Genomic DNA, 13,169 nt, shown 5'->3' on the forward strand with positions numbered 1-13,169 from the left:
CTTTCGCTAAAAACTAAATTTTAATCCTAAAATTCCCAAAACTTGCACAAATTCAAAGTTTGTTCTTCGGTTAAAAATTGGTCTCGCGCTTCAACAGTGGGAATTTTTTAACGGATGAAAACTTAATTTTCTTAACGCTCCATTTTCCTATGTCGTTTTCTTGTGGTAATAATTACTCATTACCAATTACTTATTACTCATATGCGGGTTCCAGCCTTCAAAAATATTTTTGATGGTGTAATTTTTCATTTCTTTTTTAGTCAATTGGTGCGACCATGGAACTCTTAGAGCCATATTTCCGCCCTCACCTTTGCTGTTGTATTCTGCGTAATAAGCTGTTTTTTCTTTTTCAGGGAACATTTTGTCACCTTTCCACGGATTCCAGCCTTCGGAAACGATGTGTTTTCCCATTTCGGTATTGATGAACACCGTTTTTGCATACGGTCTCCAAGGTCTTCCGAGGAAAACTTTTGTGATTCCTTCTTTTGCAATCAGTTTACAATCAAAAAATACATAACCGTATTTCTTGCTTTGATCTGTCGATGCGGCGGTAATGTAGGAATTGGCTAAACTTTTAATCGTACAATTTTTAAAAACAACTGTTGCCGAGCCAAAAATAAAGTCAGTCGTTCCTTCGATATAACAGTTTTCGTAGTATTGTCTGCTGTGATTTCCGCCAGTATAAATTGTGTCCTGACAACCTGAAATTTTGGAATCTTTAATGATAAATCTATCTCCTTCCACATGAAGTGAAACCGCCTGACCTTCATTGCAAGAGCTATTTTGAATGGTAAGATTAGAAATTTTAATATCATCCGCCATCACCAAAAGGGTGTAAGAATTGAAAGTGGTCATTTTTTCATTCAATAGATCAAGTTTGCCGGAAAAATCATTGTTGGTGATGATTGTATTGTCTTTGCTATCGCCCTGTAAAGTGATTTTATGTTTTGAGGATGGAATAACAATTTTCTCATTATAAGTCCCTGTTTTTATTTTGATTAAAACTTCACCGGGACCTAAATCTCTGACAGAATTGATGGCTTTCTGAACCGCTGAAAATTCTCCGCTTCCGTCTTTTGCAACTATTATAGTACGGTAAGGAGCATTTTGAGCCAAAAAAAATTGAGCTAAACTAATAAAGAATATTAAAAGAAACTTTTTCATATAAAGTTATTTTAAATTTTTATCTAAAAACTGAACCGTTAAATTTAAAGTTTCTGTAAACCAAGGTTCTGCCGACCAGAAGGAATGTGGTGTATCTTTAATTTCATGAAACTCTGTCGGAATATTAAAGCTTTTCAGTTTTTTCATCATGTCGTCTCTTCCGGCATGAAAACGTGGTTGTGAGCTGTTGATGAAAAGGGTAGGAGGTGTATTTTTATCTACATATTCTAAAGGAGAGGCTTCTGTCCAGTTTTTGAGATTTACATTTCTGTCACCGCCTAACCAATATGCAGCATAAGTGCTTTCTTCAGCTTCGGGATGAATAAATGAAACAATTCCATCAACATTGACGATTGCCTGAATTTTATTATTTTTCTTGACACCAACCAGAGTGGCAATTTGGGCTCCTGCAGACTCACCCAGAACGGCTATTTTCTTTTTATCAAGAGAATATTTTTTATGATTTTTTTTTAACCAATTAATGGCTGTTTCAACATCTTCTATTCCTGCAGGATATTTTGCAACATCAGCTAATCGATAACCGACTGCAATGGCAACATAACCTTTTGCTGCCAATTCCTGAGCCATATATTTTTCGTTTTCCCTACTTCCGGAAATCCAGCCGCCACCGTGAACCAAAGCAACTCCCGGATGTTTTTGAGATGTATCGAGAGGATAATAGATGTCTGCTTTTAAAGATAATCCGTTGATGTTGTCATATTCTACATCTTTATGAATCCCAATGTTTGCCGGAACAGGTCTGTTCAAAGGAGTAATAAACGGATGTTTCTTTCTAAGTTTTTCATACGTTGCCTCGTTTGTGTAAGGAGTAGCATTCGGTCTTGTCTGACCGAATGCTTTTGCTCCTACAAAAAAAACAAAAAGAAAATATAGTTTGTGAAAACTCATTTTTTAATTTTTAAAAAACCGTTCAAATTGTGATTACTTCACTGCATTTTTTGCAATCTCTTTGGAAACCTGCAATTGTTCACCAGTTACATTTTTGGGTAATTTTACCGCAGAAGTTTTGCCTCCTAAAACTTTTATTGTTGGTTTTTGAGTCGATTCTAACTGAAGTGTTGAAAGGTCCACATTTTTACTGTTATAAACCACTGCACCGGTTCCTTCACTGTATTTCAATGTAACATTTTTCAATACAATTCCGTCTGCATCAACGATGGTCAGTGCTTTTCTGGTGTCAAACTGAGAATCTTCTATTACGATATTTTTAATATTCATTTCAGCCAAGCCATTGATGCTTACTGCTTCATCAGAATTAACTGCATTGATGTTTTTAAAATAAATATTCCTGAAAACAGGAGTTTTTTCAGTTACCGCAAATACTTTTTCCGGAACCTTATTACCTTCCGCTTTTTGTCCGTCTTCCAAAACAGGAGAAGCTCCTTCGTAAAACATATTAAAGCCGATGGTCTGTGTAGGAATGTTGATCATATCAATGTTTTTCACATAAATATTTTCAACAACGCCACCTCTTCCGCGGGTTGTTTTGAAACGAAGCCCGATATCGGTTCCGATGAAAGTACAGTCTGAAACGTGAATGTTTCTTGCGCCTCCCGACATTTCACTTCCGATCACAAAACCTCCGTGACCATGATAAACTACGTTGTTTTTGATGATCACATTTTCAGTAGGCATTCCTCTTTTTCTACCGTCTTCATCTTTACCAGATTTGATGCAGATGGCATCGTCACCCACATCAAAAGTATTGTCATAGATCAAAACATTTTTACAAGATTCTAAATCTAAACCATCACCGTTTTGAGAATACCACGGGTTTCTAACCGTAAGATTTTTAAGAATAATATTTGAAGACATCAAGGGGTGAAGATTCCACGCAGGAGAATTCTGAAAAGTCGGTCCGTCAAGAAGAACTTTATCGCAACCTACGATGCTTACCATTACCGGACGAAGAAAATCCTTTACAGATTCCAGTTCAGCTTTTGAGATTTTATCGGGAACATTGAAGCTTGAGCTGCTTTCAAATCCTTTTTTATAACTTTCTGAAGGATACCAGGTTTTTCCGTCAGCAGAAACAATTCCGCCTGATGCAACAAATTTTTTCCATTCAGTTTCAGAAAGTTTTCCTTTTTTTACGGCTCTCCATACATCACCATTTCCGTCGATCACGCCTTTTCCTGTAATCGCAATATTTGTAGCATTTCTGGCAGAAATTGGAGATTGACAGCGGATTGTATTTAATCCTTCAAAACTCACATCAACCAAAGGATAATCATTTTTATCTTTGCTAAACGTAATGAAAGCACCATCTTCTATATGAAGATTGATATTGCTTTGTAACACGATTGGTCCTGTTAACCAGATTCCTCTCGGAACCACCAGTTTACCACCACCTTTTTTTACCAAAGCATCCATTGCTTTTTTGAAAGCGTCGGTATTTTTTACTTTTCCGCCTGCAATACCTCCAAAATCTTTAATTGAAACGGTATTAGCTGGAAAAGAAGTTTCCATCACCTGCGGCATTTTAAACTCAATTTCTTTATAAATATCAGAGTTTTGTGCATGGATTTGCCCCGAAAACATTATTGCTGCGGCAAGACTAATTATTTTGAATGATTTCTTCATTATTCTTTTACTATTTAGTTTTAATTATATTTTTAAATTCAGTGAATACCATTTGTGCCACCACTTTTGCTCCGTCCGGCTGAAAGTGTGTATTGTCTTTCTGACCTTTAGGATATGCTTCATAAATTCCTTCAGGAAGATTCATAAAGTAATGATTGCTCACGTAATCCTGACCTTTTTTTGTAAAAAAATCCATCGATAATTTGTTTAAATCGATATAGGGAATGTTCATTTCTTTCGCAATATCAATCGGAGCCTGCCAATATTCTCCATGAACATTTTCCAGTTTGCCATCTTTCCACGGATAATTTCTTGCAACCGGGGTTACGATGATTGGCTTTCCTCCTTTTTGTAGCGTTTGAGTGACAAATAATCTCAAAAATTCTTTGTAGCCTTCGATATTCACGTAACGTTCTGTATGTTTTTCTGAACCGTCGTTATGACCAAACTGAATAATAACATAATCGTTGGGTTTCAGATTTTCATAAACATATCGCCATCTTCCTTCCTGAAAAAATGTTCTTGTGCTTCTTCCACCATGCGCTCTGTCGATAATTTTTACCGAATCTTTTAATCCATTTAAACCTTTCAAACTGTCTTTTACAAAAAAGGGCTGAAAAACCTGTCCCCATCCTGTAACGGGATAACGAACTTTCATATAATCTTTACCAGGCTCATAATTTCCTGTGTAATCTGCCATTGTAGAATCGCCGATGAGGTAAATATGAGTGACTTTTTTATCTTTTTTATTTTTAGTAACGGCATTTTGAGGCTGACATGACGACAGAAGAAATGCTGCAACTAAAAATAAAATGATATGATTAAATGTTTTGTTCATTTTTAAAATTATCAACCACCAAAGTTTTGAAATCTGAGATTTTTTGATTTTTTACTCTCGCTGATTAAAAAGATCGGGCAGATTTAATTAAGGTAAAATTAATTTGCGAAATCAGCAAAATCTGCGAGTGGAAAAATTAGTTTTTTGTTATTCTGAAATATTCAAAATCTGCATAGCCACCGCGGTTTGCTTTTTGTGTACTTACAGAATATAATCCCACTTTAGCTCCAATCCATTTTCCGGGTTTTGCCTGAAATGGATCGCCAACTTTGATAAAATTTTTTCCGTTTTCGCTGTAACTGAATGTGCAAATTCCGTTCGGTTCATTAACGTTTACTTTAAAATAAGCTTCGTTTCCTTTTAATTTGGTTTCAAACAAAACTTTTTCTTCGCCTCCTTTTTCAGCCTTTTCAGCTTTTCTCAATTGGACATAATATCCGTCAGTTTTATTGGTGATGACAATCGATGCATGATCCATTCCCATTATTAAAAGTCCGGCAGTTTTTCCTTCTTTAGCATCTTCGGGAGTCAGTTTAACTTTAGTAGAAGCCACAAAATTCGGAGCCGGGAATTTCTGAGTCAGAAGATTCGGAACATTCCAGAGGTTTTTGTCATTTTCAGCCATTTTCATGGAGAATAATCTCAGGAATTTCTGTCCGGGAAGTTTAGAAGACCAAACAATGTTTTCGTTGGCGCTCCATTGCCACTGTAAACCTAATTTTTCACCATCAAACTCATCCGTTTCTGCTGGAGTTACAAGAGGGTAAGCTTTACCAACGTTTGGTTTTTTATAAGTAAGAACCGGTTCGCCAATTCCGTTTTTATCATTGTCGATTCCTATTACAGGCCAGCCTTTTTCCCATTTCATTGGTTGCAAATGCACGATTCTTCCTCCTGCATCCACATCCTGAAAATGGTAGAACCAATCTTCACCTGATTGCGTGTCAACCCAAGCTCCCTGATGTGGACCGTTGATTTTTGTTTTTCCCTGTTCAAGAACTACTTTTTCTTCGTATGGACCGTAAATATTTTTTGATCTTAAAACCAATTGCCAACCTGTAGCAACGCCACCTGCCGGAGCGAAAACGTAATAATAGCCATTTCTTTTATACATTTTTGGACCTTCAACTGTCGGATGTGCATCGTGACCATCGAAAATGTGAACACCTTTATCTAAAACTTTCGTTCCTTCGGGGTTCATTTTATTTAAAGATAAAATACTTTTCACTCCGGCACGACTTCCTGCCCAACCGTGAACTAAATAGGCTTGTCCGTCTTCGTCCCAGAAAGGGCAAGAATCAATCAAACCTTTTCCTTCCATTACTAAAATGGGTTCGTCCCATTTTCCGAGGGGATCTTTAGTTTTCACCATGTAAATTCCAAAATCTGGGTCGCCCCAATAAATATAAAATTCACCTTTATGAAAACGAATACTTGGTGCCCAAACTGCGTCACCTCTTCTCGGAACTGCGAAATGTTCTTTCGGCAAAACATCCTGGATTGCATAGTTGACCAATTTCCAGTTGACCATATCTTTTGAATGTAAGATTGGCAATCCCGGAGCTTCGTTGAAACTTGAAGCGGTCATATAATAATCATCACCAACGCGCGTAACGTCAGGGTCTGAATAGTCTGCGTATAAGATCGGATTTCTGTAATTTTTTCCCTGATCGGCAGTCCAGACTTCTGAAACATAAGGCTTTTCCTGCGCGTTCAAATAAGTTGACGCAATTGAAAATGCGGTGATAGAAAGTATATTTAAAATGTTTTTCGTCATAAAATCAGATTCATTGGAGGTTTTAGGAGATTGGCTGCAGACTTGAGGTTTTATTTTTCAAATTCTAAACTTGCCAGAATAAATGGTCCTGTTCCTTTTCCATCATTAGAACGGATTTCTTCATTTACATAATATTCGTAAGAACCATCTCTGTAAGGTTTTCCTCCTAGTCCGGCAACAGCGCAACATTTATTTAAGTTTACCACTCCGTTTTCGTCAACTGTAATTAAATTTTTGATGATTCCTTCGTAGCCTTTTTTTGCAGCAGCTTTATATGAATTTGGAAGATATCCTTTATTTACTGATTTGATCATTGTATAAACAAACATTGCGGATGCAGTTGCTTCTTCATAATTACCGTTTGCCAATGGCTTATCCAAAACCTGATACCAAAGGCCTGACTTTTTATCCTGAACCTTGATTATCGCATCAGAATAAGATTTTAGGTAAGAAATAATTCTGGCTCTTCCCGGATGATCTTTAGGTAAATAATCAAGAACATCTACCATTGCCATTCCGTACCAGCCCATTGCTCTTCCCCAGAAATTGGGTGAAAGTCCGGTTTCTTTATTTGCCCAGGCTTCTTTTTTACTCTCATCCCAAGCGTGATACAGCAATCCTGTTTTTTTGTCCAAGAGATTTTTCTGAACCGAATCAAACTGGAAAACAATATCATCATACGCTTTTGTTGCCTCTGCACCTTTTATAAAATCTTTCGTATAATGTGTGTAGAAAGGCATTCCCATGTAAAGACCATCCAGCCAAACCTGATAAGGATAGATTTTTTTATGCCAGAAAGAACCTTCGTTGGTTCTTGGCTGTTCGTCAATTTGTAAGCGAAGCGTTTGTAGCGCTTTCAGATATTTTTCTTTTTTCTCTTTTTCGTAAAGATAAAGCAATACGTTTCCGCTATTCAGCATATCGATGTTGTACTTGTCGATGTCGTAGGTAAGAATAGTTCCGTCTTCTTTGATCAGTTTTTCTCCGAAGCCACTGATGTAATCGTAATATTCTTTTTTTCCTGTTTTGATGTAAAGTTGCTCAGCACCATCTAAAACAATTGCTGAAGGATAGGTCCATTTCGGGCTTTTGCTGAAATCAAGCATCCACGCTTCAGGGAATCTCTGCATTTCAGAAAGCATCATTCTTTCAGACCATTTCAGGTTGGTAGGAACTACTTTTTCGGATTTTGCAGTTTGTGTTGTAGCTTTTGCAGCCGTTGCAGTTTTTGTCTGCGCACAAGCCAGAAACATTCCCGAGCCTAAAACGGCAACAGCGTATATTTTTAATTTTTGATGAATAAAACTCATTGTAAGTCAATTTTAAAGTTGATTGTTATTATCTAAAATCTCTAATTTTTTATCTAAATCTTTGTAAAATTCTGCTTCGGTTTTGATTCCGTTGGGTTCCTGAGACCAGGCTCCCATAAAGTAATACGAAACATTTTTGGTCTTTTTGAAAACTACCACGTGAGTCGATTTGGTTTTTACAATTTTATCTAAATTTTCAATAGGGTAGAAAACCACCATTCCCAAATTATCTTCTTTTTTGGCTAAAGTCTGCATTCCGTAAGTCGCAATGTAACCCCATTTTTTGTTTTTACTGACCGCCTCTTTCATGGGAATATCTTTAAATGCCACAATTCCGGTACATAAGCCTGAAATGGTTTCATTTAAATTTAAATCAACCTTTACAAAACGGTCTTTGTTAAAGATCGTCAGCTTCGATTGAAGATCAACTGCTTTCCCCCAGGTTTTCCAGCCTTTGTAATCGATGGTTGCAAAAGATTTATCGCTTTCGTTCACGACTTTTGCGGTGGTGCTTTTTACAGTTTTAAACGTTTCCACAAAATCATTCTGATCATCATATCTTCCGTAAGAACCAATCCCGATGGTACGGCCTGATTTCAAAATATCCTGTCCCCAAGGTGAATCGTGATGATAAGATTCAAAACCGTCTTGTCCAGCTTCCGGCAACACCAAAGTATTGACTTTTTTACCGAAAATATCTGTGGCGTTTCTCCAGTCAAGATATAATCTGTAGCCAATCTGATTGTTCTCCAAACCGATTCCTTCGTATCTGATGTAATAAGAATGGTCGGTATGTTCTGCAGGAAGTGTTAATTCATTGACGTTTTTAAAAGTTCCGCCTATGTATTCGTTGCCTTGCCATTTTCCGCCTTCTTTTATTGATAATTCAGCGTAAGAAAACGGAGCTTTCGGGTTTTTACGGATTTTCTCGATCACATTTTTTTGGGCGAAAGATGAACCGCCAGCGAAAATTGCTCCCGCTAGAAATATTTTAAATATGTTTAATTTTATCTGTACTGACATTATTTTTATTTTAGATAACCTTTAAGTCTTAAAGTTCAGCGACTATCGTTGATTTTCGGTTATTTTTTTAACGAGGCTATTCATATACACCTCAATATTATCATAATTTTTATCTAAATCTTTTCCGTTAGCGTTTGCCGTTTTCGGATCAAGATTATTTTTGATTTCCCATTCATCGGGCATTCCGTCATTGTCTGAATCTGCAGGACTTTTTCCCGGTTTTAAATCAGGGAACCCTCCTACATCTTCCTGAGAATCGATGATTCCGTTGTCGCTTCCGTGCGAACCTTTATGCGAAAATGTTCCGTTTTTTACATGTTCCAAAACCCGTAAATCTACGGCATCTCTTACTAAACTCGCCCCTCCGATTTTTACTGTTTTTTCGTAAGCTTCTTTGGCAGAATGCGTCATTACATTATTCTGAATGTCGTGTGGATGATTGATTTTAATTAAATTTTTATCAGCATCAGTCAGATTATATGCAGATTTCATTTGATTGAAAACGCCTAAGTTCCAGTTATCAGAGGTAACTTCGGGACTTCCTTCCATTACATTTCCGTTGATGTAATATTTTCCCCAGATCTTGTAAATTTCAGTTTCCGGTTTTTCATTTTTGTCGATGGCAACTATCCTTTTTTTGTTTATCGATGCAGCTCCTGGTTTGTAGTAATTATTGACCATATTTACATTCATTCCTTCTCCGCCGTACACATTGTTGTGTCCCCAGTTGTAGATCACATTATTTCTAAAATCGGTCAGATCAGTTAATGCGAATTTACTTCCTGCATATTCTCCCAATCTTGGATTTCTGCTGTCGTGATTAGCATATATATTATGATGAAAGGATGCGAATTTTCCGCCTGCAATTCCACCGTAACCATGAGCACCTTTCTGGTGGGCAGAATTTCTTAAGCTTTCTGCAATTACACACCATTGAAGCGTAGTATTTTCATTTACATAAATAGAAACCGTCTCGTCTGTTGACCAGCTCATCGAACAGTGATCAACAATTAAATTTTTAATAAATCTCGCTCCTAATGCATCACCTTCATACTTTTTCTTATCACCCATTCTGAATCTCATGTAACGGATGATGACGTTGTCTGCTGCGACAAAAGTTTCGTAGTTGGCAACAGTAATTCCTTCTCCGGGAGCGGTTTGTCCGGCAATGGTGACGTCGCCTTCTTTAATTCTGAGCGGAGATTCCAGATAAATGGTTCCGGCAGTTTTAAAAACAATATATCTTGAACCTTTTTGTTCTAAAGCGTGTCTTAAAGTTCCTTCAGAACCGTCATCTGTTAATTTAGTTACCAATAAAACTTTTCCGCCACGTCCGCCTGTGGTAAATCTTCCAAAACCTTCTGCGCCGGGAAAACTGATCAGCTTTCCTGATACCATAGTTTCAAAATTGTTTGAAGTTTTTACCTGACTCGTACAGCTTTGTGAAGGTAAAAATCCCAAAAGTAATAGTGAAGAAAAAGAAATTTTCATGATAATAAATTTGGAATGATTTACTGATTGGCTTTTTTGAAATTCCAGTTGTCTTTTCCTGACAGAATATTTTTTGCTGTATATTTTTTACTTTGCTCTTTTGTCAATTGATGAGACCATGAAACTCTTTTTTCAGCATTTGCTCCAAAGCCTTTAGAATTGTATTCTGCGTAAAAAGTAGTCTTTTCAGCATCGATTTTTCCCCAATTGTGCCAACCTTCAGATGTGATTGTGGAATCGATTGCACAGTTGATATAAACAGTCTTCGCAAAAGGTCTCCAAGGTCTTCCCAAATATACAGAATTTGCCAAAGCATCTCCTGTTAAATTACAGTTAATAAACACATATCCAAATTCACTTCCTTCTGGAGTGGAGGCAGCGGTAATATAGGATGCATTTTTTTTGGAATAAATGGTACAGTTTTCAAAAACCGCAGTTCCGGCGCCAAAAATGTAATCGGTAGTACCTTCGATATAGCAGTTTTTAAAATAATTTCTTGAAATCTTAGTTTTATCAGGATTGTCCTGAGTTCCTTTTGTGTAAAGCGTATCCTGGAATCCTAGAAATCGGCAGTTTTCAAATGCAATTTTGTCTCCTGTCGTCAGAACCGCAACGGCTTGTCCGACTGGCCCTGCATCATTTTGAAAGGTGAAATTTTTAGCCGAAAAATTATCAGAAAAAATAAAGATGGTTGATGAACCTGTAGTTCCTATGTTTTTTCCTTCAGCGTTATGTTTTGAGGCATAATCGTCATACACTAAAATGGTATTTTCTGCTTTTTCTCCAACTAAACTGATCGGGCTTTTTGCAGCTGAAACTGTAATTTTTTCTCTGTAAGTTCCTGGTTTTACAATGATTTTTGTTCTTAGCGTTTTTCCTTCTTCAACAGAATTGATGGCGTCCTGAATGGTAGTAAAATTACCTTTTCCGTCTTTCGAAACTACGATGGTTTTGACCTCATTAATTCTGAAAGAAAGAAGACTGATGATGACTACTGAAAAAATTGATAAGAATTTTATTTTTCTGTAAAAACCGGAAATCCTCATAGATTTTAATTTCATTAGGAAAATACAGACTTTACTCCGGTGAAGGAGAAAGTCTGTATTAAAATTAATATGAATGTATCTTTATTCTAGTAACCGTAATCTTGGGTAAGATTATAGTTAGAGTTTACAACATCTAAAGCCAACGGAAGCAGTTCTTTTCTGTTTGGCTGAAAGTAATGTGCATAGCTTTTCACAGGATCTCCGCTGATGTATGGCTGTGTCATTGCAAGTCTCCAGTTGACCTTTGTATACCCGGAAGGTGTTGCCACACTTTGATTAGGATTGTAGAAAATATCTGATTTTGCAACTCCGGTCGTGGTATAGAAATCTATATCTGTAACGTTTTGCTGAGCAGTTTTGGTAGGAGTATATGCTACTTTTTTATAGAAAATATATTCCGGAACGGTGGCATAAGCTCCTGTACCGTTCATGAACTGGGTAAGTTTGGCTTTTGTTTCATTAATTTTAGTTTCTAATAAATTCCATCGGATCAGGTCATATTTTCTAAGTCCCTCTCCGCCAAACTCTAATTGTCTTTCTTTAACAATGTAATTAAAGAATCCTATTTTGTCTGTAGGAATCGTTCCTACCTGTCCTAAATTTCCTGCATAAGCTCTTTGTCTTACAGTTAAAACTGCGTTTACAGCTTGTGCAGAAGGTCCGTTATTCAGTTCGTTATCTGCTTCGGCAAACATCAGCAGAATATCAGAATATCTTAATAATGGCCAGTCAATTCCAAGGTTTTGAGAGGTTCCTGTAATAGACGTCCATGATTTTCTGAATTTACCGTCATTCCAGTTGATGGATGTCTGAAGTTCCTGCTGTTTTGTTGTGCTTACTCTGAAGATGGCAACATTCACATCTCTTCTTAGGTCATATTTTGTAAACTCGTAAAAATATACAGGAATTGCATTGATTCCTCCTGATGATTTCCAGTCTGTATCATCATGTCTCAAGCCGTTGTAGTAACCAATTTTACTGTCTGTTCTTGAGTTTCCTCCAAAGGCTCCTATAGCATAGATCACTTCATTTGTTGCATCCGGAGTATTGGTATGTAATGATCTGAATAATCCTTCGTAGCTTGGGTTCAGCTGATGCTGACCGGAATTCATGATATCCTTACACTCATCATATGCGATCTGATAATATTTCTGCGGATTTGAACCCTTTAACATCTGCTGTGGATTTCTTCTTAAAGAATATCCTGCTCTTGCTAAAGCAATTCTTGCTCTCAAGCCTTTTACGGCACCTTTTGATATTCTCTGCGCTGTTGTACCACCTTCGGATTTCCAAGGAACAAGGCTTTCTGCTTCTAACAGATCATCAAGAATTTTATCATAAATAACATCCCTGTCTGTTTTTGCAAGATACAAGTCAGGAAGGTCAGCAGAAGGAACGTCCTGAAAAGGAACGTCACCCCAGTTTTTAATAAGGTCATAATAAAATTGAGCTCTTAACGTCAAAGCTTCGCCAAGATACCTGTCCATTAGTTTTTTGTCTGCTGCAGAACCTGTCTGGTACACTTTGGAAAGCGGGATGTTTTTAATCACAAGATTCGCTCTTTCAATCCCTGCATAGGTGTCCAGGAATGGTCTCAAGAGTTCTGTATTGGTTGGTATTGCACCAAAACAGCTGATTCCTCTTCTGTCGTTGGCATTATAATCTCCTGAGGTTCTAAAGTCGTCTCCTGATTGTGTAAGGATAAGATTCATTCTCTGACCATAGGTATTGTCTCCCATAGTAGCGTTGTAAACTCCCACCAACGCTGAAAATGTATCAGAGGCGGAATCGAATTGCTGTTCTTCAGCAGTATTTGATAAGCTTTCTACATCCAGATAGTCTTCACATGAATTAAAAGATATGAGTCCTACAATTGAGAATATAATAGCTAAAAATTTATTTTTCTTCATAATATT

The 13,169-nt window shown here is 37.0% G+C and carries 10 protein-coding genes; all 10 read right to left on the reverse strand.

Features of this window, described 5'->3' with window-relative positions; translation table 11 throughout:
- Positions 1-186 precede the first annotated feature (186 nt).
- The gene (locus AC4FQ5_RS14880) at positions 187-1,164 is read right to left on the reverse strand and encodes a pectinesterase family protein (protein WP_491144548.1); all 978 of its coding nucleotides are present in this window, start codon (positions 1,162-1,164) and stop codon (positions 187-189) included.
- A 6-nt stretch (positions 1,165-1,170) separates the two neighbouring features.
- A complete protein-coding gene (locus AC4FQ5_RS14885; RefSeq protein ID WP_491144550.1) occupies positions 1,171-2,073 on the reverse strand; it encodes an alpha/beta hydrolase in 903 nt (300 codons plus the stop codon).
- A 33-nt stretch (positions 2,074-2,106) separates the two neighbouring features.
- A complete protein-coding gene (locus tag AC4FQ5_RS14890) occupies positions 2,107-3,768 on the reverse strand; it encodes a glycoside hydrolase family 28 protein (protein WP_491144552.1) in 1,662 nt (553 codons plus the stop codon).
- A 10-nt stretch (positions 3,769-3,778) separates the two neighbouring features.
- Positions 3,779-4,606 (reverse strand): rhamnogalacturonan acetylesterase, encoded by an 828-nt coding sequence (locus AC4FQ5_RS14895; RefSeq protein ID WP_491144554.1) that lies wholly within the window; start codon positions 4,604-4,606, stop codon positions 3,779-3,781.
- A 136-nt stretch (positions 4,607-4,742) separates the two neighbouring features.
- Positions 4,743-6,383: a glycoside hydrolase family 43 protein gene (locus AC4FQ5_RS14900; RefSeq protein WP_491144556.1), complete on the reverse strand. Its 1,641-nt coding sequence runs from the start codon at positions 6,381-6,383 to the stop codon at positions 4,743-4,745.
- Positions 6,384-6,433: 50 nt separating this feature from the next.
- Positions 6,434-7,693 carry a glycoside hydrolase family 88/105 protein gene (locus tag AC4FQ5_RS14905; protein WP_491144558.1) on the reverse strand — a complete coding sequence of 420 codons (1,260 nt, stop codon included), beginning with the start codon at positions 7,691-7,693 and terminating at the stop codon, positions 6,434-6,436.
- A gap of 12 nt (positions 7,694-7,705) precedes the next feature.
- The gene (locus AC4FQ5_RS14910) at positions 7,706-8,716 is read right to left on the reverse strand and encodes a DUF4861 family protein (RefSeq protein WP_491144560.1); all 1,011 of its coding nucleotides are present in this window, start codon (positions 8,714-8,716) and stop codon (positions 7,706-7,708) included.
- 42 nt (positions 8,717-8,758) lie between these two features.
- The gene (locus tag AC4FQ5_RS14915; protein ID WP_491144562.1) at positions 8,759-10,207 is read right to left on the reverse strand and encodes a pectate lyase family protein; all 1,449 of its coding nucleotides are present in this window, start codon (positions 10,205-10,207) and stop codon (positions 8,759-8,761) included.
- A gap of 20 nt (positions 10,208-10,227) precedes the next feature.
- Positions 10,228-11,268, reverse strand: a complete 1,041-nt coding sequence (locus tag AC4FQ5_RS14920) for a pectinesterase family protein (protein ID WP_491144564.1) — start codon at positions 11,266-11,268, stop codon at positions 10,228-10,230.
- 71 nt (positions 11,269-11,339) lie between these two features.
- Positions 11,340-13,163, reverse strand: a complete 1,824-nt coding sequence (locus AC4FQ5_RS14925; protein ID WP_491144566.1) for a RagB/SusD family nutrient uptake outer membrane protein — start codon at positions 13,161-13,163, stop codon at positions 11,340-11,342.
- Between the last annotated feature and the right edge of the window lie 6 nt (positions 13,164-13,169).

The organism is Chryseobacterium sp. DT-167, assembly GCF_058310155.1.